The organism is Azomonas agilis (assembly GCF_007830255.1).
In the GTDB taxonomy this organism is placed as follows: Bacteria; Pseudomonadota; Gammaproteobacteria; order Pseudomonadales; family Pseudomonadaceae; genus Azomonas; species Azomonas agilis.
Genome location: NZ_VLKG01000001.1, coordinates 263754 through 287406, shown reverse-complemented (window position 1 = coordinate 287406; position 23653 = coordinate 263754). Strand labels below are relative to the sequence as shown.

Genomic DNA, 23653 nt, shown 5'->3' with positions numbered 1-23653 from the left:
ATGGCTCATCTTCCCCAAATCAAAGTGCCTGCTACCTATATGCGTGGCGGCACCAGTAAGGGTGTGTTTTTCAGCCTCAAAGACCTGCCCGAAGCCTGCCAAGTGCCGGGTGAGGCCCGCGACAAACTGCTGATGCGTGTGATCGGCAGCCCCGATCCCTATGGCCAGCAAATCGACGGCATGGGTGGTGCGACCTCTTCCACCTCCAAAACCGTGATCCTCGCCAAGAGCGAACAGCCCGACCACGATGTCGACTACCTGTTCGGCCAAGTCGCGATCAACAAAGCCTTTGTGGATTGGTCCGGCAACTGCGGCAACCTGACCGCAGCCGTAGGCGCTTTTGCCATCAGCAAAGGCCTGATTGATCCGGCGCGTGTGCCACAAGACGGCATTTGCACCGTGCGCATTTGGCAGAAGAACATCAGCAAAACCATCATCGCCCATGTACCTATCACCAAGGGTGAAGTGCAGGAAACTGGCGATTTTGAGTTGGATGGCGTGACCTTCCCCGCTGCTGAAGTAGTCATCGAATTTATGGACCCAGCCGACGGCGAAGGCTCCATGTTCCCCACCGGCAACGTAGTGGACGACTTAGAGGTTCCCGGCATCGGCACCTTTAAGGCGACCATGATCAACTCCGGCATTCCGACCATTTTCGTCAACGCGGCGGACATTGGTTACACCGGCACTGAACTGCAAAAAGACCTCAACTCCGATGCCGAAGCCTTAGCGCGTTTTGAAACCATGCGTGCTTACGGTGCGGTGAAGATGGGCCTGATCGCCGATATTTCTGAGGCAGCTGCCCGTCAGCACACGCCAAAAATCGCTTTTGTTGCGCCGCCTACCGACTATGTGGCCTCCAGCGGCAAAGAAATCAAAGCCGCTGATGTGGATGTGCTGGTGCGCGCCTTGTCTATGGGCAAACTGCACCACGCCATGATGGGCACCGCTTCTGTGGCCATTGCCACCGCTGCCGCGGTTCCCGGCACGCTGGTGAACTTGGCCGCCGGTGGTGGCGAGCGTGAGGCCGTGACCTTCGGTCATCCCTCCGGCACCCTGCGCGTGGGTGCGTCTGCGGAAGTGGTGAATGGCGAGTGGACCGCCACCAAAGCCGTGATGAGCCGCAGCGCCCGTGTGCTGATGGAAGGTGCTGTACGGATTCCCGGCGACACCTTCTAAGCGTACTCAGCAATAAACGCCGTGAGTTGCATGAGCGCTCACGGCGCTTTGCGTGCTATTTCAAGCGCCGCTCAATACCCATTTCTACCAAGATGCGGGCGGAGATTTCCTCGACCGAAAAATGGGTGGAGTCGATGTATTTGATGTTCTCGCGCTTAAACAGCTTCTCCACTTCCCGCACTTCAAATTCGCATTGGGCGTAGCTGGAATAGCGGCTGTCTGGTTTGCGTTCATGGCGGATGTTGGACAGGCGCTCAGAGTCGATGGTTAAGCCGAACAACTTGTGGCGATGAGGTTGTAAAGAGCTGGGCAAACGCAGGTTTTCCATATCTTCTTCGGTCAGCGGGTAATTGGCGGCGCGAATGCCAAACTGCATGGCCATGTATAGGCAGGTGGGCGTTTTACCCGAGCGGGAAACCCCGACCAGAATAATATCTGCTTTGTTGTAATAATGGGTGCGGGCTCCATCATCATTATCAAGGGCAAAGTTAACCGCCGCGATTCGATCTGCATAGTTACTGTTTAGGCCAATGGCGTGGGATTTGCCCACCGAGTAGGATGAGCGCTCTTTCAGTTCATGTTCCAAGGGAGCAAGGAACGAAGAGAGGATATCCACCATAAAACCTTGAGAGCTGGCAATGATGTCACGGATTTCTTGGTTGACTAAAGTGTCGAAAATAATAGGTCGAGCGCCATCCTTTGCAGCAGCAGCATTGATTTGCTGTACTATGGCCTTGGCTTTTTCGGGGGTGTCAATGTAAGGCCGGGTCAGCTTGGTAAAATGGATGTTCTCGAACTGTGCCAGCAGGCTTTGGCCCAGTGTTTCGGCTGTGATGCCGGTACCGTCAGAAATAAAAAAAGCGGTTCTGTTTGTCATATCCTGTGGGCCTGTAGGCATCGGGCTGTACGCTCAACTGCTATAATTGCAACTAATTTGCAACACCTTGACTGTCGGCATTGTTACCCATTTTGTCGATTCGGGCCAACGCCATCATGCGCAGACCTGTCCTCAGTCGGGTTACCAACATAATTCTGGAGAGATCACCTTGGTAGATTACGTAGTTTCCCTCGATAAGCTCGGTGTCCATGATGTAGAGCATGTGGGAGGCAAAAACGCGTCCCTTGGCGAGATGATTAGTAACCTGGCGGGCGCTGGTGTTTCGGTTCCCGGTGGTTTTGCTACCACAGCACAGGCATACCGCGATTTTTTAGAGCAAAGCGGTCTGAATGCGCGTATTCACGAAACCTTAGATGCTTTGGATGTCGATGACGTCAATAAATTGGTTGAAGTGGGGGCTCAGATCCGCCAATGGGTGATGGAGGCTGAGTTTCCAGCCCGTTTGGATGCTGAAATCCGTCAGGCGTTTGCGGCATTGTCTGCGGGTAATCCTAACTTGGCGGTAGCGGTACGCTCTTCAGCAACGGCTGAGGATTTGCCGGATGCTTCCTTTGCCGGTCAGCAAGAAACCTTCCTCAATATTCGCGGCGTAGATAACGTAATCCGCGCGGTGAAGGAAGTTTTTGCGTCTCTGTTTAACGACCGCGCCATCGCTTATCGCGTACACCAAGGCTTTGATCACAAGTTGGTGGCTCTGTCTGCTGGCATCCAACGTATGGTGCGTTCGGAAACGGCTACAGCCGGTGTGATGTTTACGCTGGATACCGAGTCCGGTTTCCGTGATGTGGTCTTCATTACCGGCGCTTACGGTTTGGGTGAAACCGTAGTACAGGGTGCTGTGAACCCCGACGAATTTTACGTCCACAAGCCCACCCTAGAGGCTGGTCGTCCTGCAATTCTGCGCCGCAATCTGGGCAGCAAAGCCATCAAAATGGTGTACGGCGAAGAAGCTAGCGCCGGTCGCTCGGTGAAAACTGTACCCGTAGAGGCCGCAGAGCGTGCTCGTTTTGCCCTAAGTGACGAAGAAGTTACCAATCTGGCCAAGCAAGCTTTAATCATCGAAAAACACTATGGCCGTCCGATGGACATTGAGTGGGCCAAAGACGGTGATGATGGCCAGCTCTACATCGTACAGGCGCGCCCAGAAACGGTAAAAAGCCGTTCTTCGGCGAATGTGATGGAGCGTTACCTGCTTAAAGAAAAAGGCACTGTATTGGTGGAAGGCCGTGCCATCGGTCAGCGTATTGGTGCTGGCCCGGTTAAGGTCATCCACAGCATTGCTGAGATGGATAAAGTACAGCCCGGTGACGTGCTGGTTTCCGACATGACCGACCCTGATTGGGAGCCGGTGATGAAGCGTGCCAGCGCCATTGTGACCAACCGTGGCGGTCGTACCTGCCATGCTGCGATCATTGCCCGTGAATTGGGCATTCCTGCGGTGGTCGGTTGTGGTGATGCTACGGATATCCTCAAAGATGGCGAGCGTGTCACTGTTTCCTGCGCCGAAGGCGATACGGGCTACATTTTTGCCGGTGAGCTAGGCTTTGATATCCGTCAAAACTCTGTGGATGCCATGCCGGAGCTACCGTTCAAAATCATGATGAACGTCGGTAACCCAGATCGTGCGTTTGACTTCGCTAACCTGCCCAATGAAGGGGTAGGGCTAGCGCGTCTGGAGTTCATCATCAACCGCATGATTGGTGTACACCCTAAAGCGCTGCTGAATTTTGAGAGCTTACCGCCCGAAATCAAAGAAAATGTAACTAAGCGTATCGCGGGCTACTCTGATCCAGTCAACTTCTACGTTGAGAAGCTGGTGGAGGGTGTGAGTACCCTAGCCGCTGCTTTCTGGCCGAAGAAGGTCATCGTGCGTCTGTCGGACTTTAAGTCCAACGAATACGCCAACCTGATCGGCGGCAAGCTGTACGAGCCGGAAGAAGAGAACCCCATGCTCGGTTTCCGGGGTGCTTCTCGCTACATCAGCGACAACTTCCGCGATTGCTTTGAGCTCGAATGCCGTGCCATGAAGAAAGTGCGCGAAGTCATGGGCTTGACCAACGTCGAGCTGATGGTGCCCTTTGTGCGTACTCTGGGTGAAGCGGCGCAAGTGATTGATCTTTTGGGTCACTACGGTCTGAAGCGCGGTGAGAATGGCCTGCGCGTGATCATGATGTGCGAGCTGCCTTCCAATGCTGTGTTGGCCGATGAGTTCTTGGAGTACTTCGATGGTTTCTCCATCGGCTCCAACGACATGACTCAATTAACTCTGGGTCTGGATCGTGACTCCGGCATCATAGCCCACTTGTTTGATGAGCGTAATCCAGCGGTGAAGAAGATGCTGGCTAACGCCATTCAAGCCTGCCGTAAGGCTGGCAAGTATGTCGGCATCTGTGGCCAAGGCCCATCCGATCATCCTGATCTGGCCAAATGGCTGATGGATCAGGGCATCGACAGTGTGTCCCTGAACCCAGATTCCGTATTGGACACTTGGTTCTTCTTAGCCGAAAACAATCTGGATCACCTCTGATTCGATTCTCTGCTCCGTATAAAAAGCCCGGCCTCAGTGCCGGGTTTTTTATGTGTTGGCCATAAATTTCAGCCAATAAAAAACCCTGCCATAAGGCAGGGTTTTTTGTTTCGGCACACCAACCGCCGACAAAAACCGTAGATTACGGAATGTCGCGCTTGACCGAGCCAGTGTAGAGCTGGCGAGGACGGTTGATTTTGTAGGGGCCAGACAGCATTTCTTTCCAGTGAGAAATCCAGCCAACTGTACGGGACAGGGCGAAAATCACAGTAAACATGCTGGTTGGGATACCGATGGCTTTCAGAATGATACCGGAGTAGAAGTCTACGTTCGGATACAGGTTGCGCTCGGCGAAGTAGGGGTCTTTCAGCGCGATCTCTTCCAGCTTCATCGCCAGTTCGAGTTGCGGATCGTTGATGCCCAGCTCGGCCAGAACTTCGTCACAGGTCTTCTTCATCACGCGCGCGCGTGGGTCGAAGTTTTTGTAGACGCGGTGACCGAAGCCCATCAGTTTGAACGGATCGTTCTTGTCTTTGGCTTTAGCCAGGAACTTCTCAACGTTTTCAACGGTGCCGATTTCGTCCAGCATCAGCAGAACAGCTTCGTTGGCACCACCGTGGGCCGGGCCCCACAGAGCAGCGATACCGGCAGCGATACAGGCGAAGGGGTTAGCGCCAGTAGAGCCTACGGAGCGTACAGTGGAGGTAGAGGCATTTTGCTCGTGGTCCGCGTGCAGAACGAAGATGCGGTCCATGGCTTTAGCCAGAACAGGGCTGATTGGCTTCTCTTCGCACGGAGTGTTGAACATCATGTGCAGGAAGTTTTCAGCGTAACCCAGATCATTGCGTGGGTACATCATCGGCTGGCCGATGGAGTATTTGTACGCCATAGCAGCGATGGTTGGCATCTTAGCGATCAGACGATGCGCTGAGATTTCACGGTGTTGCGGGTTGTTGTTGTCCAGCGAGTCGTGATAGAACGCAGACAGAGCACCGACCACGCCACACAGGATGGCCATGGGGTGAGCATCACGGCGGAAGCCGTTGAAGAAACTCTTCAGTTGCTCATGAACCATAGTGTGGTTCTTGATCACGTCGGTGAACTGAGCTTTTTGCTCGGCTGTTGGCAACTCGCCGTTCAGCAACAGGTAGCAGGTGTCCAGATAATCAGCTTTCTCGGCCAACTGCTCGATGGGGTATCCGCGATGCAGCAGGATACCTTTGTCGCCATCGATAAAGGTGATTTTGGACTCGCAGGACGCAGTTGCCATGAAGCCTGGGTCAAAAGTGTAAGCACCGGCGCTGCCTAATGCACGCACGTCTAATACGTCAGGCCCCAGAGTGCCACTGAGAACGGGCAATTCGACGGTTTTACCATCGAAGCTCAACTGCGCTGTCTTGTCAGCCATGTACGGCCTCCTGTGTTTGCTTGGAATCACTCAGAAAAGCCCCCATGCAGGGCCCGGGTCACTATAGTTCTCTAGGACACAAAGTCAATTTGGCCTAAAGCATAATGGTAAGGGTCCTCAGAGAGCTTTTTCATTAGTAGCGGCCGATGAATACGCCTTTTAGTGTTCCTTCGCAATGCTTTCTTTAGTGGGTAGCGCATCAGATTGTGATTAGGAACCTATCGGTTTATACTCGGCCACCGACCGGCAGGGGGCCTTCTAGGTGTGACTGTCTTGAAGGTTTTACCCGTGGGTGGCGAGCGCTGTTTAGCTGCTCTTCCCGACAACTTTGCTCTGGACGCCAGGGCTTTCGAGTGTGAAAAAAGCCGTGAAAAGCCAACGACCTGTAAACCTAGATCTTAGGACTATTAAACTCCCAATCACTGCGTATACGTCGATTTTACATCGTATTTCCGGTGTGATCCTGTTTGTCGGTATTGCCGTGCTGTTACTCGCACTTGATACCTCTTTGTCTTCGGAAGAAGGCTTCGAACAGGTCAAATCCTACCTGAGCAATCCTTTGGTTAAGCTGATTGTTTGGGGATTACTGTCTGCACTGCTGTATCACCTAGTGGCGGGTGTTCGCCATCTGATTATGGATACAGGCCATGGTGAGACACTTCAAGGCGGTATTCTGGGCTCGAAAATCGTCTTTATCGTATCGGCAGTATTGATTTTGCTGACGGGGGTTTGGGTATGGTAGTCAATGTCACCAATTTTTCACGCTCGGGTCTGTATGACTGGATGGCCCAGCGTGTGTCTGCCGTTGTATTGGCACTCTATTTTATCTTCTTGCTAGGGTATTTGGTTCTGCATCCAGAACTGGATTACGCCCAGTGGGCTGATTTGTTCTCTAGCAGCGCTATGCAGATTTTCAGTCTGCTGGCTTTGGTTGCCATGGGCGCCCACGCTTGGGTAGGCATGTGGACTATTTCCACCGACTACCTCACTCCCATGACTTTGGGTAAAAGCGCTACTGCTATCCGTTTCATCTTCCAGGCGGGATGTGGCGTTGCCATGTTCACGTTCTTCGTCTGGGGTGTGCAGATTCTTTGGGGTATTTGATTCATGGCTAACCTTCGTACGCTTTCTTTTGATGCCATCATTGTTGGTGGTGGCGGTGCTGGCATGCGCGCTGCGCTGCAATTGGCCCAGTCTGGTCACAAAACGGCTGTAGTGACCAAAGTCTTCCCGACTCGCTCACACACCGTATCGGCTCAGGGCGGTATTACCTGCGCGATCGCTTCGGCCGACCCGAATGACGATTGGCGCTGGCACATGTACGATACCGTTAAAGGTTCCGACTATATCGGTGACCAAGACGCTATCGAATACATGTGTTCCGTAGGCCCAGAAGCTGTGTTCGAACTGGAGCACATGGGGCTGCCGTTCTCCCGTACTGAAGCGGGTCGTATCTATCAGCGTCCGTTCGGTGGTCAGTCCAAAGAGTTCGGTAAAGGTGGCCAAGCCGCTCGTACTTGCGCGGCGGCTGACCGTACTGGCCATGCTCTGCTGCACACTCTGTACCAAGGCAACCTGAAAAATAACACTGTGTTCCTGAACGAATGGTACGCAGTGGATCTGGTGAAAAACCAAGACGGTGCTATCGTCGGTATCATCGCCATCTGCATCGAGACAGGTGAGACGGTTTACGTTCGTTCCAAAGCGACCGTATTGGCTACCGGTGGTGCGGGTCGTATCTACGCCTCTACCACGAATGCCCTGATTAACACCGGTGACGGCGTTGGTATGGCTCTGCGTGCTGGCGTTCCAGTACAAGACATCGAAATGTGGCAGTTCCACCCAACCGGTATTGCCGGTGCCGGTGTACTGGTTACTGAAGGTTGCCGTGGTGAAGGTGGTTACCTGATCAACGCCCACGGTGAGCGCTTCATGGAGCGTTATGCACCGAACGCCAAAGACTTGGCCGGTCGTGACGTAGTAGCTCGCTCCATGGTTAAAGAGATCATCGCCGGTAATGGCTGTGGTCCGAACAAAGACCACGTGATGCTGAAGCTGGATCACCTGGGTGAAGAAGTTCTGCACAGCCGTCTGCCCGGTATTTGCGAACTGTCCAAAACCTTCGCTCACGTTGACCCTGTAACCGCTCCAGTTCCAGTAGTTCCAACCTGCCACTACATGATGGGTGGTGTTGCCACCAACATTCATGGTCAGGCGATCACTCAAGATGTTAACGGCAACGATAAGATCATCGAAGGTCTGTTTGCTGTGGGCGAAGTGGCGTGCGTATCCGTACACGGTGCTAACCGTCTGGGCGGTAACTCGCTGCTGGACTTGGTGGTGTTCGGTCGTGCTGCTGGCCTGCACCTGGAAAAAGCCCTCAAAGACGGCATCGAATACCGCAACGCCACCGAAACCGATCTGGACGTAGCAGTAGCGCGTCTGGCGGCGGTCAACGAGCGTACTTCGGGCGAAGACGTTGCTCCGCTGCGTCGTGAACTGCAACAGTGCATGCAGAACTACTTCGGTGTATTCCGTACTGGCGAATACATGCAGAAAGGTATTGCTCAACTGGCTGAACTGCGTGGACGTATTGGCAACATCAAAATTGCTGATAAGAGCCAAGCCTTCAACACCGAGCGTATCGAAGCTCTGGAACTGCAAAACCTGCTGGAAGTAGCTGAAGCAACCGCTATTGCCGCCGAAGAGCGTAAAGAGTCTCGTGGTGCCCACGCGCGTGAAGACTACGAGGATCGCGATGACGAGAACTGGCTGTGCCACACCCTGTACTTCCCGGGTGAGAAGCGCGTAGCCAAGCGCGAAGTCAACCGCTCACCGAAAACCATCGGTGAAGACCTCCTTGAGTACTTCAAACCTAAAGTTCGTACTTATTAAGGGTGAACGCTATGTTGCAAGTAAGTGTTTATCGCTATAACCCCGAGAAAGACGAAAAGCCCTACATGCAGACTTTCCAGATCGAGACTCATGGAAAAGATCTGATGGTGCTGGACGTATTGGCGCTGGTTAAAGAGCAAGACGGTTCTTTCTCCTACCGTCGTTCTTGCCGTGAGGGGGTTTGTGGCTCCGACGGTATGAATATCAACGGTAAGAACGGTCTGGCGTGCATCACTCCGCTGTCTAGCGTGGTGACTGACAACGTCCTAACCTTGCGTCCGTTGCCCGGTCTGCCGGTGATCCGCGATCTGGTTGTAGATATGAAGATTTTCTACAAGCAGTACGAGCGCGTTCGTCCGTACCTGATCAACAATACACCGGCTCCGGCCATTGAGCGTCTGCAAAGCCCTGAAGATCGTGAGAAGCTGGACGGCCTGTACGAGTGCATCCTGTGCGCTTGCTGCTCCACCAGCTGCCCATCCTTCTGGTGGAACCCCGACAAGTTCCTTGGCCCTTCTGCATCTCTGCAAGCTTGGCGCTTCTTAGCGGATAGCCGGGATACTGAGACCGAAGATCGTCTGGCAGAGCTGGATGATCCCTTCAGTATCTTCCGTTGCCACGGCATCATGAACTGCGTCAACGTATGTCCAAAGGGCCTGAACCCAACTCAAGCCATTGGTCATATTCGCAACTTGCTGCTGAAGAGTGCGACCTAATCGGTCAGATTAGGGTCAGTGGGGGCTGATTCTGATGGCACTTTGCTGATCCAGTGTTACCCACCACCCTTCTAAAAGAGGGTGGTGTTTGAAAAAGAATCCTAGCAGGTGCTGGGGTTCTCTCGGAATCTGTAGACCAGCAGGGGACGACCGGGCTGGTGTCCGGGCTATCTGCGGCCTTAACTATTCACCTTGAGTTAGTTGGATCAATACTTAAGGGGAGACCAGTTACGGTTTGTACGCCGGTGGTGTCCCCTTATTGAGGGCGACAAAGCATGCAAGAAAGTGTGATGCAGCGTATGTGGGACTCTGCCCACATCTCTGGCGGCAACGCCGACTATGTAGAAGAACTTTATGAGCTCTATCTGCAAGATCCCAATGCCGTTTCAGAGGAGTGGCGTAGCTACTTCCAGAAGTTGCCAGCGACTGGTACACAGGCCAAGGACGTTCCCCACTCCGTCATTCGTGACCAATTTGTTGAGCTGGCCAAAAATCCGCGCCGCGCAAGCGCTGCTGGTTCCGTCAGTCCTGAACATGAGAAAAAACAAGTTGCTGTCCTGCAACTGGTTCAAGGCTATCGTACCTTGGGCCACCGTGTTGCCCAGCTAGACCCGCTAGGTCTACAACAGAAAGCAGCTCCGGCAGAGCTGTCTTTGGCTTACTACGGTCTTAGCGACGCTGATCTGGATACTCAGTTTTCTACTGGTGATTTGGCCATTGGAAAATCAGAGGCCACTTTGCGCGAAATCCAGCAGGCCTTGAAAGAGACCTATTGCCGCACCGTCGCTACCCAATTCACCCACATTACCGACACTCAGCAGCGTAATTGGCTGCAAGAGCGTGTTGAAAGTGTGCGTTCTCGCCCAGCATTTTCTGCAGAAGCCAAAAAGCACCTGCTAGAGCGTTTGACTGCGGCTGAAGGTTTGGAAAAATACCTAGGTACTAAATACCCAGGCACCAAGCGCTTTGGTCTGGAAGGCGGCGAGAGCATGATTCCTCTGTTGGATGAAATCATCCAACGTGCCGGTGCTACTGGTCTGACCAAAGAAGTCGTGATCGCCATGGCCCACCGTGGCCGTCTGAACACACTGGTCAACACTTTGGGCAAAAATCCACGCGACCTGTTTGACGAGTTCGATGGTAAGCGCGTAGAAGGTTTGAGCTGCGGTGACGTGAAGTACCACCAAGGCTTCTCCTCCAACATCATGACCTCAGGTGGTGAAGTCCATCTGGCCATGGCCTTTAACCCTTCGCACTTGGAAATTGCCTCTCCAGTGGTTGAGGGGTCGGTGCGGGCTCGTCAAGACCGCCGTGGTGATGTCAAGGGTGACAGCGTACTACCGATCACCATTCACGGTGACTCGGCAATCGCGGGACAGGGTGTGGTCATGGAGACCTACCAAATGTCTCAGCTACGCGCCTATAAAACCGGCGGTACTATTCGTATTGCGGTCAACAACCAAGTAGGCTTCACCACCAACCGTGTCGATGACGTACGCTCCACTGAGTACGCTACCGACGTTGCCAAAATGATCGAAGCTCCGATCCTGCACGCCAACGGTGATGATCCTGAAGCAGTGTTGTTCGTAGCTCAGTTGGCGGTTGATTACCGCATGACCTTTAATCGCGATATCGTGATTGATCTGGTGTGCTACCGTCGTCGTGGTCACAACGAAGCGGATGAGCCAAGCGGTACTCAGCCTCTGATGTATCAGCAAATTGCTAAACAGCGCACTACTCGTGAGCTGTATGCTGATGCTTTGATCAACGCTAAGGTTGTAACTGCTGAAGAAGCTCAAGCGCTGGTCGATGAGTATCGTCAAGCGCTGGATAACGGTCAGCACGTGGTTAAAAGTCTGGTTAAAGAGCCTAACAAAGCGCTGTTTGTGGACTGGACTCCCTATTTGGGACACGCTTGGACCGCAGATTGTGACACGCGCTTTGACCTGAAAAAACTGCAAGAGCTGTCCACCAAGCTGCTGAAGTTGCCAGAAGGCTTCGTAGTTCAGCGTCAAGTAGGCAAGCTGCTGGAAGACCGTGCCAAGATGGCTACTGGTGAGCTGGCGATCAACTGGGGCTTTGCTGAAACTGCGGCCTATGCTTCTCTGCTGACCGAAGGCTATCCAGTACGCATTACAGGCCAAGACGTGGGCCGTGGTACCTTCTCCCACCGTCATGCCGCTCTGCACAGCCAAAAAGACGGTAGCAACTACATTGCGTTGCAACATCTGTCTGACGATCAACCGCCGTTCATCCTTTATGACTCTTTCTTGTCAGAAGAGGCGGTGCTGGCGTTTGAGTATGGCTATGCTACTACCACGCCTAACGCATTGGTCATTTGGGAAGCTCAGTTTGGTGACTTCGCCAACGGTGCCCAAGTAGTGATCGACCAGTTCATCACCAGCGGTGAGCACAAGTGGGGCCGTCTGTGCGGTTTGACTATGCTGCTGCCACACGGTTATGAAGGCCAAGGCCCAGAGCACTCTTCTGCTCGCTTGGAGCGTTACCTGCAACTCTGTGCTGAGCACAACGTTCAGGTTGTAGTACCGACCACTCCGAGTCAGATCTTCCACCTGCTGCGTCGTCAAGTGGTGCGTCCGCTGCGTAAGCCGCTGGTTGTCTTTACACCGAAGTCACTGCTGCGTCACAAACTGGCGATCTCCACCTTAGACGAACTGGCCAACGGTTCTTTCCAAACCGTGATCCCAGAAACCGACAGCAGCATCACGGCTTCTAAGGTTCAGCGTTTGATCCTGACTTCCGGCAAGATCTATTACGACTTGGTTGAGAAGCGTCAAGCCAGCGGTCGTGATGATATTGCTATCGTGCGTATCGAGCAGCTCTATCCCTTCCCGGAAGAGACACTGGCCGAGGTGATCCGTCCTTACACCAACCTGAAGAATGTTGTTTGGTGCCAAGACGAGCCTATGAACCAAGGGGCTTGGTATTGCAGCCAACACCACATGCACAAGGTTCTGAAAGCACATAACCCAGCACTGTCACTGGCTTACACCGGTCGTCCGGCTTCGGCTTCTCCAGCAGTGGGTTACGCTTCACTGCACGCCGAACAGCAAGAGCAGTTGCTCAACGACGCTTTCACTGCTTGAAAATCTGCTAAAAAGGAGCTGTGTTAATACAGCTCCCATGCACTCACCGAATTATTAGGATCTGACATGGCAATCGAAATCAAGGCCCCAACATTCCCAGAGTCCGTAGCTGACGGTACCGTTTCTACTTGGCATAAAAAGCCAGGTGATGCCGTTAAGCGTGATGAGCTGATTGTCGATATCGAAACCGACAAAGTGGTCATGGAAGTACTGGCCGAGACCGACGGTGTTCTGACTGAAATCGTTAAAGGCGAAGGTTCAACCGTTCTGAGCGGTGAGCTGCTGGGTAAACTGGAAGCCGGTGCTGCTGCCGCTCCAGCCGCCGCCGCTCCTGCTGCTGCGCCTGCCGCTGCTGCACCTGCTGCCGCTCCAGCCGCTGCGGCTGAGCCTATTCTGGCTCCTGCGGCGCGTAAAATCGCTGCTGAAAATGATTTAGACCCTGCTGGCATTCCCGGCACTGGCAAAGGCGGCCGCGTCACTAAAGAAGACGCTGTGGCTGCGGTTGCTGGCAAATCTGCCGCTCCTGCTGCTTCTGCGCCTGCGCTGCCCGGCGGCGATCGCATCGAAAAACGCGTTCCTATGACGCGCCTGCGTGCCAAAGTGGCTTCACGTCTGGTTGAAGCTCAGTCTTCTATGGCCATGCTGACTACCTTCAACGAAGTCAACATGAAGCCCATCATGGAGCTGCGCTCTAAGTACAAAGATCTGTTCGAGAAGACCCACAACGGCGTGCGTCTGGGCTTCATGTCCTTCTTCGTGAAGGCTGCTACTGAAGCACTGAAGCGTCAACCCGGTGTGAATGCCTCTATCGACGGTAACGACATCGTTTACCACGGCTACTGCGACGTAGGTGTGGCTGTTTCTAGCGATCGCGGTCTGGTAGTACCTATCCTGCGTAACGCTGAGAACATGAACCTGGCTACCATCGAAGGCACCATCAATGACTTCGGTAAGAAAGCCAAAGCTGGCAAGCTGAGCATCGAAGACATGACTGGCGGTACCTTCACCATCTCCAACGGTGGTGTATTCGGTTCTCTGCTGTCTACTCCAATCGTTAACCCACCACAAACCGCTATCTTGGGCATGCACAAAATCCAAGAGCGTCCAATGGCTGTTAACGGTCAAGTAGTGATTCTGCCGATGATGTATCTGGCTCTGTCTTACGACCATCGCCTGATCGACGGTAAAGAAGCGGTGACCTTCCTGGTGACCATGAAAGACCTGCTGGAAGACCCAGCCCGTCTGCTGCTGGACATCTAACCAAGGCCTGTGCCACAGGTTTCTGGCTGGTGGGCTGGAGCCTGTGGTTTTTTGTTTGTGTTTAGAGAGGAATTTGTTATGAGTCAGAAGTTCGACGTTATCGTGATCGGTGCAGGCCCCGGCGGTTATGTTGCGGCCATCCGTTCAGCTCAGCTGGGTCTGAAAACCGCTGTGATTGAGCAGTACAAAGGCAAAGAAGGCAAAGTCGCTCTGGGCGGTACCTGCTTGAACGTAGGTTGCATTCCTTCCAAAGCCCTGCTGGATACTTCCTATAAGTACCACGAAGCCCACGATAACTTCGCTGTTCACGGTATCAGCACCGGTGAAGTTAAACTGGACGTACCTACCATGGTTGGCCGTAAAGATCAGATCGTTAAAAATCTGACCGGCGGTGTAGCTGCTTTGATCAAAGCCAATGGCGTGACCCTGTTTGAAGGTCATGGCAAACTGCTGGCTGGCAAGAAAGTCGAAGTCACTGGCATGGACGGCACTGTTCAGGTTCTGGACACTGAAAACGTCATCATCGCTTCTGGCTCTAAGCCGGTTGAAATTCCTCCTGCCCCTGTGGATCAAAAAGTCATTCTCGACTCTACAGGCGCTCTGGACATCACCAGCGTTCCCGGCAAACTGGGCGTAATTGGTGCCGGTGTTATCGGTCTGGAACTGGGCTCTGTATGGGCACGTCTGGGCTCTGAAGTCACCGTTCTGGAGGCTTCCGATACCTTCTTGGCCGCTATGGACGAGCAAGTCGCTAAAGAAGCCTACAAAGTACTGAGCAAACAAGGTCTGAACATTTTGGTTGGCGCGCGTTTGACCGCTACTGAAGTGAAAGGTGAGCAAGTAGTTGTCAGCTACACCGACACCAGCGGTGACAAGCAAATTACCTTCGACAAGCTGATCATTGCCGTAGGTCGTCGTCCTGTAACTGAAAACCTGCTGGGCGAAGGCACTGGTGTGGTTGTAGGCGAGCGTGGCTTCATCGAGGTCAACGAGTTCTGCGCTACTGCCGTTCCTGGCATCTACGCCATCGGTGACGTGGTTCGTGGCCCAATGCTGGCGCACAAAGCTTCTGAAGAAGGGGTGATGGTTGCTGAGCGTATTGCTGGCCACAAAGCCCAAGTCAACTACGACATCATCCCCGGTGTTATCTACACTCACCCAGAAATGGCCAGCGTAGGTAAAACTGAGCAACAACTGAAAGCCGAAGGCGTTGAAGTCAACGTCGGCGTATTCCCCTTCGCTGCTAGTGGCCGTGCGATGGCTGCTAACGATACCGCAGGTTTCGTTAAAATCATTGCTAACGCCAAAACTGACCGCGTTCTGGGTGTGCACGTCATCGGTCTGAGCGCTGCTGAACTGGTTCAGCAAGGCGCGATCGCGATGGAATTCGGCAGCAGCGCTGAAGATCTGGGCATGATGGTGTTCTCACACCCAAGCCTGTCCGAAGCCATGCACGAAGCGGCTCTGGCTGTGAACGGCCACGCGATTCACATCGCGAACAAGAAAAAACGCTAATCCCAGTAGCGTTTGCCAGTGATCGTGCTTAAATGATCACTGGCTTGAGTCTCCCGTTCCTGAGCGGGCGGGAGGTTCGGGCATGCAGTACCTGTCAACGTATAACCTATAAGGATGACGGTAAAGGCATGAACCTCCATGAATATCAGGGCAAACAATTGTTTGCTGAATATGGCCTACCGGTTTCCCGTGGCCATGTTGTCGAAACTCCTAAAGAAGCTGCCGAAGCCTGTGACAAACTGGGTGGACACCGTTGGGTAGTCAAAGCTCAGGTACATGCGGGTGGCCGTGGTAAAGCCGGAGGGGTAAAGGTTGTTACGAGCAAAGAGGATGCTCGGGAGTTTGCCCTACACTGGTTGGATCAACGCCTCGTTACCTATCAAACCGATAGCCGTGGTCAACCGGTCAGTAAAATTCTGGTGGAAGACTGCATTGAGGTAGAGCGCGAGCTGTATCTGGGTGCCATCGTTGACCGTAGTAGTCGGCGTATTGTGTTCATGGCTTCTACGGAGGGGGGCATGGACATTGAAAAAGTGGCCCGTGACACTCCGCATCTTATTTTTAAACTGACTTTAGATCCTTTAGTGGGCGCGCAGCCTTTTCAAGGCCGTCAGCTAGCGGGTTGGCTGGGGCTAAAAGGGGCTCAGATTGAGCAGTGCGTACACATCTTCACCACACTAGCCCGCCTGTTCATTGAGAACGATGTTGCTTTATTGGAGGTTAATCCGCTGGTCATTACTAAAGCGGGTAATCTGCATTGTATGGATGCGAAGGTCAGTATCGACTCCAACGCTCTATACCGCCATCCGCATTTGCGTGAAATACACGATTCTTCGCAGCGTGATCCCCGCGAAAACCATGCCGAAAAATGGGAGCTGAACTACGTTGCCTTGACCGGAGACATTGGCTGTATGGTCAATGGCGCAGGCTTGGCGATGGCGACCATGGATATGGTGAATTTGCACGGTGGTCGTCCGGCTAACTTCTTGGATGTCGGTGGTGGTGCCACTCAAGAGCGCGTCAGTGAGGCCTTTAAGATCATCCTGTCGGATGCTCAGGTTAAGGCCGTGCTAGTCAATATTTTCGGCGGCATCGTGCGCTGCGACATGATTGCAGAAGGCATTATCCACGCGGTACAAGATGTAGGCGTTAAGGTGCCTGTGGTAGTGCGCTTGGAGGGCAATAACGCGGATAAAGGAGCGGCATTCTTAGCAGAAAGCGGCCTTAACATTATCCCCGCACTGGATTTACAGGATGCTGCCGCTCGTGTGGTGTCAGCCGCTATGGAGGCCAAAGCTCTATGAGTATTTTGATTGATAAAAATACCCGAGTGCTCTGTCAGGGGTTTACTGGCAGCCAAGGAACCTTTCACAGCCAACAAGCCATTGCCTATGGTACTCAGATGGTGGGTGGCGTTACACCGGGTAAAGGCGGTGCTCAGCATCTGGGCTTGCCGGTTTTTGATACGATGCACGAGGCTGTACAGGCCACAGGTGCCGATGCTTCGGTCATCTATGTACCAGCCCCCTTTGGTAAAGACTCCATTTTAGAAGCCGCTTTTGCGGGCGTTAAGCTGATCGTGTGCATCACCGAAGGTATTCCAACGCTGGATATGTTGGAGGTGAAGGTCAAATGCGATGAGCTAGGGGTACGCCTGATTGGCCCTAACTGTCCGGGTGTGATTACCCCCGGTGCTTGCAAAATCGGCATTCAGCCAGGGCACATTCATTTACCGGGCAAAGTGGGGATTGTATCGCGCTCCGGTACTCTGACCTATGAAGCGGTTAAGCAAACTACGGATGCAGGCTTTGGCCAATCCACCTGTGTGGGAATCGGTGGTGATCCTATTCCCGGCTCCTCCTTTGTGGATATGCTGCGCCTGTTCCAAGCTGATCCTCAAACCGAAGCCATTGTGATGATCGGTGAAATTGGTGGTTCGGCTGAGGAAGAGGCAGCGGCTTACATCAAAGCTGAAGTGACCAAGCCGGTGGTGGCTTATATTGCGGGCGTTACCGCGCCTCCCGGCAAACGCATGGGACATGCGGGCGCTATTATTGCGGGTGGTCATGGAACGGCTGAGGAAAAGTTCGCCGCCTTGCAAGATGCGGGAGTAACCACCGTGCGTTCTCTTGCAGAAATCAGCCAAGCTCTAGCCACGGCGACGGGGTGGACACGCTAACTTAGGACGAGGCACACCACTATGAAGAGACTGGGGTTCAAGGATCAGTGGGCTTTAGGATTCATGACCTTTGCACTCTTTTTAGGGGCTGGGAACATTATTTTTCCACCCAGTGCCGGTCTAGCTGCCGGAGCGGGGGTTTGGTGGGCTGCCTTAGGTTTTTTGGTCACAGCGGTGGGCTTACCTATCCTGACTTTGGTAGTTGTAGCTCAGGCCGGCGGAGGGATGAGCCACTTAACCCAGCCTTTGGGTAAATCCTTGGGCTTGGGTATGGCCATTGTGGTTTATTTGGCCATTGGCCCCTTATTTGCCACTCCAAGAACCGCTGTAGTTTCGTTTGAGCTCGCTATTGTGCCCTTGGTGGGTTCTTCAGCGCTGGCTTTATTTTCATACGCGCTGGTCTATTTTGCCTTGGTGTTGTACTTAGCCCTAGGGCGTGGCCGTTTAATGGAGCGAGTAGGGGCTTTAATTACTCCCGTCTTGCTGTCAGGTCTGTGTATTTTGGGCTTATCTGCTGTGCTACAACCTGCGGGGAATATCCCTATCTCACCGCCAGACTCTGCCCCAAGCAGCCCTTTTTTAAAGGGTGTTTTAGACGGCTATCTGACGATGGATACCCTAGGTGGTTTGGTCTTTGGTGTCGTGATTACGGGTGCCTTGCGGGATCATGGGATTACTGATGCTGCTGCCACAGTGCGCTATACCCTAGGTGCGGGCCTGATTGCAGCAGGCTGTCTCGTAGGGGTGTATTTGGCTTTTTTCTACTTGGGAGCAACCAGCGGCTCCTTAGTAACAGAGCCCGAGAATGGGGCGCAAATTCTGTTAGCTTATGTACACCATACCTTTGGTGCTTCAGGGTACTTACTGCTTGGAGTCATTATCAGTTTGGCCTGTTTGACCACCGCAGTGGGCTTGGTTGTCGCCTGCGCGGAGTTTTTCAGCCAAGTCTTTCCCATCCGCTATAGCATTCTTGTTGTGCTGTTAACGCTGTTTAGCTTTGCTGTGGCTAACCGAGGTTTAACAGAGTTAATTCGAGTCTCTTTGCCGGTTTTGATTGGTTTATATCCCTTGGCCATTATGCTGGTACTACTCAACCTATTAGGCTACTTATGGCGGCGGCCACACATCGTTTTTCGGCCCGTATTAGCCGTAACCTTTCTATGTGGGCTTGTGGACGGTTTAGTGGCCGCACAGCTTAATGATTGGGTTCCGTCGTTCTTTCGGCAGCTACCGCTCAGTGAACATAACTTAGCTTGGTTTTGGCCTAGTTTGGGCATGTTACTGATCGCTGCATTGGTAGATCGCTGGTGGGCGGCACGATCTAAGGGGTAGCTCATTAGGGTGTCTTTGGCTCTCTTGCCCTTGAAATGCTTCCACTAAGGCCCCATTTCGTCGCCATTGCCACCCATCGGTGGCCTGATCCCTTGACGATGTGGAGTGTTAAACATGAGTGTGGAAACTCAAAAAGAAACTCTGGGCTTCCAGACCGAAGTTAAGCAACTGCTGCACCTGATGATCCATTCGCTGTATTCCAACAAGGAAATCTTCCTGCGCGAATTGATCTCCAACGCTTCGGATGCTGCGGATAAACTGCGTTTTGAAAGTCTGGCCAAGCCAGAGCTGCTGGAAAACGACACCGAGCTGAAAATTCGCCTCAGCTTCGATAAAGCCGCCAACACCCTGACCTTAGAAGATAACGGCATCGGTATGAGCCGTGAGGACGTCATCCTGCATCTGGGTACCATTGCCCGCTCAGGAACCAGTGACTTCCTGAAAAACCTCACCGGCGACCAGAAAAAAGACTCCAACCTGATCGGTCAGTTTGGTGTGGGTTTCTACTCCGCCTTTATCGTGGCCGATCAAGTAGATGTGTACAGCCGCCGTGCCGGTCTGTCGGCTTCGGAGGGCGTACACTGGTCGTCGAAGGGCGAGGGTGAATTTGAGGTTGCCACGATTGAGAAAGCCGAGCGCGGTACGCGCATCGTACTGCACCTAAAAGCGGACGAGGCCGACTTTGCTGACGGCTGGCGTTTGCGCAATGTGGTGAAAAAATACTCCGACCACATCAGTCTGCCCATTGAGCTGCCCAAAGAGCTGTACGGCGAAGAAGCTGAGAAAGCTACCGAAGTAGAGTGGGAAACCGTCAACCGCGCCAGTGCCCTCTGGACTCGTCCACGCACTGAGGTCAGCGACGAAGACTATAAAGAGTTCTACAAGCATATTTCCCACGATTTCGACGCGCCGCTGTCTTGGAGCCACAACAAGGTCGAAGGCAAGCTGGAATACACCTCACTGCTGTACGTTCCGGCTCGTGCGCCCTTCGACCTGTACCAGCGCGAAGCGCCTAAGGGATTGAAGCTCTATGTGCAGCGCGTGTTCATTATGGATCAGGCTGAGCAATTCCTGCCTCTGTACCTGCGTTTTATCAAGGGGATTGTGGACTCTAACGACCTATCCCTGAACGTCTCCCGTGAAATCCTGCAAAAAGATCCCGTCATCGACTCCATGAAGTCGGCCCTGACCAAGCGTGTGCTGGATATGCTGGAGAAGCTGGCTAAAAACGAGCCTGAGCAGTACGCAACCTTCTGGAAAACCTTTGGCCAAGTGCTGAAAGAGGGCCCTGCCGAAGATTTTGCTAACCGCGAAAAAATTGCCAGTTTGCTGCGCTTTGCCTCCACCCACGACAGCTCAGGCGAGCAAAGCGTTTCCTTGGCCGATTACCTTAGCCGCCTGAAGGAAGGCCAAGATAAGATTTACTTCCTGACCGGTGAGTCCTACGCACAGGTGAAAAACAGCCCACATCTTGAAGTCTTCCGTAAAAAAGGCATCGAAGTGCTGCTACTCACCGATCGCATTGATGAGTGGGCCATGAGCCACCTCACCGAGTTTGATGGCAAGCAATTCGCCGACGTAACCCGTGGTGATTTGGATCTGGGTACACTGGACACTGAAGAAGAGAAAAAAGCTCAGGAAGAAGTCGCTAAGTCCAAAGAGAGCTTGCTGGAGCGCTTGAAAGAAGTGCTGAAAGATCAGGTTTCCGAGGTACGGGTATCCCATCGCTTGACCGATTCCCCAGCGATTTTGGCCATCGGTGAGCAAGATTTGGGACTACAAATGCGCCAAATTTTGGAAGCCAGTGGACAAAAACTCCCAGACTCCAAACCAATTTTCGAAATCAACCCGCAGCATCCTTTGATTGAAAAACTGGATCAAGAGCCGGACGAAGATCGTTTTGCTGATCTGGCCCAAGTGTTGTTTGGCCAAGCCACTCTGGCCGCAGGGGATAGCCTGAAAGATCCTAGTGCTTATGTGCAGCGCTTGAATAAGCTTTTGGTAGCGCTCTCAGCGTGACCTTGTGCTGATAAAAAAGCCCGCTTAATGCGGGCTTTTTTATGCCTGTAGTTGCAGCGCTTTCCCATAAGCCTCTGCGAATAAAGGAGGCATGCGCTTGGGGGTTCCGCTGGATAGTTCAATGCATACAAAGTCTGTTGCTGCTCGGAGTAGGGTGCAACCATCAGCGGGGCGTATCAGTTGAAATTGCCGCCGAAGCTTCAGGCGCAAATCGGACTGGGTGATCCAAGTAGCCATTATAAGCTGATCCTCAGCAAAGGCACTGGCGAGGTAATTTAACTCGTGGCGAACTACCACCATGGCACGGTTAAGCCGATGGTAGTCGTTTAAGTCTATTCCTAAGCTATTGGCGTGCTGCCAAGCACAGTGTTCAAGCCAAGAGACGTACACTACGTTATTAACATGCCCTAAGCTGTCAATGTGCTTTGGTTCGACCTGAATATTGGCGCAGAAGGGATAAGGTTTATCCCAATGGATACTGTCCATCTTGATTTAGGATATTCGGAAAAAGCTGAGAGGATTGATTTTAGGTAGCCCTAAAATAACAAAGGAGCATACCCATTCAGGTGTGCCCCTGCGCCACTAAGGCAAAATTGGCGTCCCCTAGGGGACTCGAACCCCTGTTACCGCCGTGAAAGGGCGATGTCCTAGGCCACTAGACGAAGGGGACGAAACCTTCGATGAGTACCTGATGCAATCTTACATCAAATACTAGTGTTTGGTGGAGCTAGACGGGATCGAACCGTCGACCTCTTGCATGCCATGCAAGCGCTCTCCCAGCTGAGCTATAGCCCCGTCTTAAGGACGGGCGCATATTAGGAGTGAGTTTGACGGCTGTCAACTAATTTTTAACATAAATGGATGAATCATGGGCTAGGCTGAGATACTTGTGTTTTAAAAAGTGTGCGGTATTGCTGACACTGTTCGGCCGTTAGCAAAAATACCCCTGATCCACCCTGCTCAAACTCTAGCCAAGTAAAGGGAACATCTGGGTAGTTTTGCTGCACATGTACCCATGAGTTACCCACCTCTAAAATCAGCAAGCCTTGCTCCGTTAAATGCTCAGCCGCTTCCGCTAGGATCTGCCGCACTAGATCCAGTCCGTCTTCACCGCAGGCTAGGGCAATGGCAGGTTCATGTTGGTACTCTACCGGCATATCGGCAAAGTCTTCCGCATCTACATAGGGTGGGTTGCACAGTATCAGATCAAAGCGTTGATGGGGGAGTCCAGAAAAGCCATCGCCCTGTACGGTATAAACGCGATCCTCCAAATTATGCCGTTCAATATTGAGGTTAGCGACTTCCAGTGCCTCAAAGGAGAGGTCGGACAGTACAACCTCCGCCTCTGGGAATTGATAGGCGCAGGCAATGCCGATACAGCCTGAACCAGTACATAAATCTAAAATCCGTGCGGGTGGCTGGCTCAACCAAGGTTGGAAGGATTTGCGGATTAGCTCACCGATGGGAGAGCGTGGGATCAGTACGCGCTGATCAACGATAAAGGAAAGACCGCAGAACCAAGCCTCTCCCAACAAGTAGGCCGTGGGGATACGCTCCTCAATACGCTGTTGTAAGAGTGCGTAGAGCTGATGCTGCTCTTCGGTCGTTAATCGGCAATCCAGATAGGCTTCTGGCATGTTCCAAGGGAGATGCAATCCCCCCAACACCAAAAAACGGGCTTCGTCCCAAGCATTATCTTGGCCGTGCCCGAAAAATAAGCCTTCAGCATGGAAGCGGCTGACAGCCCAGCGGATGTAGTCACGTAATGTATGTAATTCAGAGGGCAGAACAGACAAAATAAAGGCTCCAGTAAAATGCTAATACTAGCGAATGATTCCAAGTGATGGCACAAGATCACCTTTATCGGCGTTTAGCATATTTCGGCTAGTTCACAACGGGGTCGTCAAAAGCCACAATCCCCCTCTTATATTAATTAAGGAGCGACTGATGTCTCAGCCACAGACCATGCTGCAACTAAGTGGCCGTAGCTATGCCCCCGCTAAACTGGGGGATGCCACTCTGTTAGTGATTGATGTACAAGAGGAATACCGCAGCGGCGTATTGGCTCTGCCTGATTTGCCTGCTGCTTTGGATGAAATCAACACGTTATTGGCCGCAGCCCGTCAAGCGGGAACCCCCATTGTGCATGTACATCACTTGGGCATTAGCGGTGGTCTGTTTGATCCTCAGGGCTTTCGGGGCCAGATTATGCCCGAAGCCTTACCGCAGTTAGGTGAAACGGTGTTGGCTAAGCGCTTGCCCAATGCTTTTGCGGGTACGGATTTACACGATACCTTACAACGGTTGGGGCGTTTAGATTTAATCGTATGCGGGTTTATGACTCATTCAAGTGTCAGCACTACCATCCGCGCAGCCAAAGACTACGGTTATCGCTGTACGGTGGTAGACAGTGCCTGCGCCACGCGTGATTTGCCCTTTGGTGGTGCTGTACTAAAAGCCCAAGAAGTGCATCGTATGGAAATGGCTATTTTGGCGGATAACTTTGCCGCTTGGGTGCCCACGGTCAATCATCTGTTGGCTCAAGGTTGAGCCGTTCCTTGTTATTTATTCTGGTATCTGGGTTAGGCAGTAGGGTGGTTTTTTCTTAGAATATCCGG

General features: G+C 52.8%; 18 protein-coding genes and 2 tRNA genes. 14 read left to right on the top strand and 6 right to left on the bottom strand.

All coding sequences use genetic code 11. The features are described 5' to 3' along the window. Complete coding sequence (gene prpF, locus LX59_RS01295) at positions 1 to 1179, top strand: 2-methylaconitate cis-trans isomerase PrpF (protein ID WP_144570025.1); 1179 nt, start codon at positions 1 to 3, stop codon at positions 1177 to 1179. A 55-nt stretch (positions 1180 to 1234) separates the two neighbouring features. Here the strand turns inward: prpF and ppsR are convergent, their stop codons facing one another. Then, the gene (gene ppsR / locus LX59_RS01290) at positions 1235 to 2056 is read right to left on the bottom strand and encodes a posphoenolpyruvate synthetase regulatory kinase/phosphorylase PpsR (RefSeq protein ID WP_144570024.1); all 822 of its coding nucleotides are present in this window, start codon (positions 2054 to 2056) and stop codon (positions 1235 to 1237) included. Between the two features lie 169 nt (positions 2057 to 2225). On the opposite strand from ppsR, the gene ppsA reads away from it, so the two are divergent. Further along, positions 2226 to 4604, top strand: a complete 2379-nt coding sequence (gene ppsA, locus LX59_RS01285; RefSeq protein ID WP_144570023.1) for a phosphoenolpyruvate synthase — start codon at positions 2226 to 2228, stop codon at positions 4602 to 4604. A 142-nt stretch (positions 4605 to 4746) separates the two neighbouring features. Here the strand turns inward: ppsA and gltA are convergent, their stop codons facing one another. Then, positions 4747 to 6012: a citrate synthase gene (gene gltA, locus LX59_RS01280; RefSeq protein WP_144570022.1), complete on the bottom strand. Its 1266-nt coding sequence runs from the start codon at positions 6010 to 6012 to the stop codon at positions 4747 to 4749. Positions 6013 to 6367: 355 nt separating this feature from the next. Here gltA and sdhC point away from each other — a divergent pair, with 355 nt between their 5' ends. From sdhC to htpG, 11 genes are all read left to right on the top strand, one after another. Continuing rightward, the gene (gene sdhC / locus LX59_RS01275) at positions 6368 to 6754 is read left to right on the top strand and encodes a succinate dehydrogenase, cytochrome b556 subunit (protein WP_211354798.1); all 387 of its coding nucleotides are present in this window, start codon (positions 6368 to 6370) and stop codon (positions 6752 to 6754) included. Then, positions 6748 to 7116: a succinate dehydrogenase, hydrophobic membrane anchor protein gene (gene sdhD, locus LX59_RS01270; protein ID WP_144570021.1), complete on the top strand. Its 369-nt coding sequence runs from the start codon at positions 6748 to 6750 to the stop codon at positions 7114 to 7116. Before sdhC ends, sdhD begins: the two co-directional genes overlap by 7 nt. Positions 7117 to 7119: 3 nt before the next feature. Continuing rightward, on the top strand, positions 7120 to 8907 hold the full coding sequence (gene sdhA, locus LX59_RS01265; protein ID WP_144570020.1) for a succinate dehydrogenase flavoprotein subunit: 1788 nt from the start codon (positions 7120 to 7122) through the stop codon (positions 8905 to 8907). Between the two features lie 11 nt (positions 8908 to 8918). Next, positions 8919 to 9623, top strand: a complete 705-nt coding sequence (locus tag LX59_RS01260; protein ID WP_144570019.1) for a succinate dehydrogenase iron-sulfur subunit — start codon at positions 8919 to 8921, stop codon at positions 9621 to 9623. Positions 9624 to 9898: 275 nt separating this feature from the next. Further along, a complete protein-coding gene (locus LX59_RS01255; protein WP_144570018.1) occupies positions 9899 to 12730 on the top strand; it encodes a 2-oxoglutarate dehydrogenase E1 component in 2832 nt (943 codons plus the stop codon). A gap of 66 nt (positions 12731 to 12796) precedes the next feature. Then, positions 12797 to 13990, top strand: coding sequence for a 2-oxoglutarate dehydrogenase complex dihydrolipoyllysine-residue succinyltransferase (gene odhB, locus LX59_RS01250; RefSeq protein WP_144570017.1), 1194 nt, complete (start codon positions 12797 to 12799; stop codon positions 13988 to 13990). A 78-nt stretch (positions 13991 to 14068) separates the two neighbouring features. Then, positions 14069 to 15505: a dihydrolipoyl dehydrogenase gene (gene lpdA / locus LX59_RS01245; RefSeq protein WP_144570016.1), complete on the top strand. Its 1437-nt coding sequence runs from the start codon at positions 14069 to 14071 to the stop codon at positions 15503 to 15505. A gap of 128 nt (positions 15506 to 15633) precedes the next feature. After that, a complete protein-coding gene (gene sucC, locus LX59_RS01240) occupies positions 15634 to 16809 on the top strand; it encodes an ADP-forming succinate--CoA ligase subunit beta (protein ID WP_144570015.1) in 1176 nt (391 codons plus the stop codon). Then, on the top strand, positions 16806 to 17684 hold the full coding sequence (gene sucD / locus LX59_RS01235) for a succinate--CoA ligase subunit alpha (RefSeq protein ID WP_144570014.1): 879 nt from the start codon (positions 16806 to 16808) through the stop codon (positions 17682 to 17684). Before sucC ends, sucD begins: the two co-directional genes overlap by 4 nt. 21 nt (positions 17685 to 17705) lie before the next feature. Then, complete coding sequence (gene brnQ / locus LX59_RS01230) at positions 17706 to 19016, top strand: branched-chain amino acid transport system II carrier protein (protein ID WP_144570013.1); 1311 nt, start codon at positions 17706 to 17708, stop codon at positions 19014 to 19016. A gap of 114 nt (positions 19017 to 19130) precedes the next feature. Continuing rightward, positions 19131 to 21035 (top strand): molecular chaperone HtpG, encoded by a 1905-nt coding sequence (htpG, locus tag LX59_RS01225; protein ID WP_144570012.1) that lies wholly within the window; start codon positions 19131 to 19133, stop codon positions 21033 to 21035. Between the two features lie 39 nt (positions 21036 to 21074). Here htpG and LX59_RS01220 read toward each other — a convergent pair whose 3' ends face one another. The 4 genes from LX59_RS01220 to prmB all read right to left on the bottom strand — a co-directional run bounded on the left by LX59_RS01220 (position 21075) and on the right by prmB (position 22831). After that, on the bottom strand, positions 21075 to 21512 hold the full coding sequence (locus LX59_RS01220; RefSeq protein ID WP_211354803.1) for an acyl-CoA thioesterase: 438 nt from the start codon (positions 21510 to 21512) through the stop codon (positions 21075 to 21077). A gap of 117 nt (positions 21513 to 21629) precedes the next feature. Further along, positions 21630 to 21705, bottom strand: a tRNA-Glu gene (locus LX59_RS01215). A gap of 49 nt (positions 21706 to 21754) precedes the next feature. Next, a tRNA-Ala gene (locus tag LX59_RS01210) sits at positions 21755 to 21830 on the bottom strand. Between the two features lie 71 nt (positions 21831 to 21901). Further along, complete coding sequence (gene prmB, locus LX59_RS01205; RefSeq protein ID WP_144570010.1) at positions 21902 to 22831, bottom strand: 50S ribosomal protein L3 N(5)-glutamine methyltransferase; 930 nt, start codon at positions 22829 to 22831, stop codon at positions 21902 to 21904. A gap of 151 nt (positions 22832 to 22982) precedes the next feature. Here prmB and LX59_RS01200 point away from each other — a divergent pair, with 151 nt between their 5' ends. Beyond that, on the top strand, positions 22983 to 23585 hold the full coding sequence (locus LX59_RS01200) for a cysteine hydrolase family protein (RefSeq protein ID WP_144570009.1): 603 nt from the start codon (positions 22983 to 22985) through the stop codon (positions 23583 to 23585). The last annotated feature ends 68 nt before the right edge of the window (positions 23586 to 23653 follow it).